The organism is Dellaglioa sp. CoH-57-MRSF-21, from assembly GCF_056781915.1.
Genome location: NZ_JBXAXU010000016.1, coordinates 1 through 956, shown reverse-complemented (window position 1 = coordinate 956; position 956 = coordinate 1). Strand labels below are relative to the sequence as shown.

The following is a 956-nucleotide window of genomic DNA, read 5'->3' as shown; positions in this document are numbered from 1 at the left end:
CCTGACAGGGTAAAAACATGAAACACGCAAAGACTGTCCCCATGTCCGAAATCCGCGCTTACTACGCGGAAAAGAACGGCGGCCATTGGTTCGACCGCGACACCATGCGATTTTTTAAAACCGTGTTGCCGCGCACCGGGTACCTGATTGGCGACACGTATTATTTTGTGACGCGCGAAACGAACCCGTCGAATGAGGCGCGTTACAGTGTGCGTTCTCTGTCCGCTGCTGGCGCACTGGATACTGTCGGAAAATTCCATTCGTACCGGTTCCGCGAAGGCGCGACCGAAGCTATCGCGCAAATCGCGCTCACCCATCACGAAGCACAACAAGGGTAAGACCATGGCACGCTATCAAATCATCGTCAGCAATTTGGGAACCGTTTTGGACACGGAGCGCAGTAACGCCCCGATCCGCGAATATCTCGAATGGGTGCAAGCCGCGCGCGAGCTTCACGGCCGCGCGGCGGGTGAGTGCGTGGCACTTACCGAAGACGGGGAACCGATTCGCGAACACGACGGCTATGCGTACGCGAGTGACGCATGCGCGTAACATTCGACGGATGCAGCGCAAACGGCCGTAATCACGACGAGACGAAGGAACGGATTCGGTCACTCGCGCTTGTCGCCCTGAATCCTGTAACGGGCGATCTTGAATGCGTGTGCAGCCTGCGTTACTGGGCGTCGCGTTCGTCGTCGGGGGCCAATGTGTACGCGACACTTACGGTCAAGTGCGGGGCGTCCGGAACGTCTGGTTACGGAGTGGCACCAAAAGGCGATTTGCCGCTTGCCTTTGACCGCGCACTTACGAGCGCGGGCATTAAGGTGCACGACGAGCGCGGGCCGGTCACGCAAACCGCGATGACTGAGGCGGCGACGCTGGCGGCCATCGCCCGGACGCTGGGTTACGAAAAACTGTTGATCGTGTAAGCAAAAATGGACAAAATCGATTTTGAG

Annotated in this window: 3 protein-coding genes; all 3 read left to right on the top strand. The window is 58.1% G+C overall.

The genetic code is table 11. The features are described from left to right. The first annotated feature begins 17 nt into the window (after positions 1-17). From AC1RPQ_RS07635 to AC1RPQ_RS07625, 3 genes are read left to right on the top strand one after another with little or no spacing between them, the layout of a single operon-like run. Positions 18-338: a DUF7447 family protein gene (locus tag AC1RPQ_RS07635; protein WP_289860514.1), complete on the top strand. Its 321-nt coding sequence runs from the start codon at positions 18-20 to the stop codon at positions 336-338. Positions 339-342: 4 nt separating this feature from the next. Beyond that, positions 343-552: a hypothetical protein gene (locus AC1RPQ_RS07630; RefSeq protein ID WP_289875373.1), complete on the top strand. Its 210-nt coding sequence runs from the start codon at positions 343-345 to the stop codon at positions 550-552. Next, the gene (locus AC1RPQ_RS07625) at positions 543-929 is read left to right on the top strand and encodes a hypothetical protein (RefSeq protein ID WP_289900948.1); all 387 of its coding nucleotides are present in this window, start codon (positions 543-545) and stop codon (positions 927-929) included. The genes AC1RPQ_RS07630 and AC1RPQ_RS07625 overlap by 10 nt, the downstream gene beginning before the upstream one ends. The last annotated feature ends 27 nt before the right edge of the window (positions 930-956 follow it).

Bases quoted from the DNA above. Each gene is read 5' to 3' on its own strand.
- AC1RPQ_RS07630 (WP_289875373.1), top strand. From the start codon at position 343: ATGGCACGCTATCAAATCATCGTCAGCAATTTGGGAACCGTTTTGGAC.
- AC1RPQ_RS07625 (WP_289900948.1), top strand. From the start codon at position 543: ATGCGCGTAACATTCGACGGATGCAGCGCAAACGGCCGTAATCACGAC.
- AC1RPQ_RS07635 (WP_289860514.1), top strand. From the start codon at position 18: ATGAAACACGCAAAGACTGTCCCCATGTCCGAAATCCGCGCTTACTAC.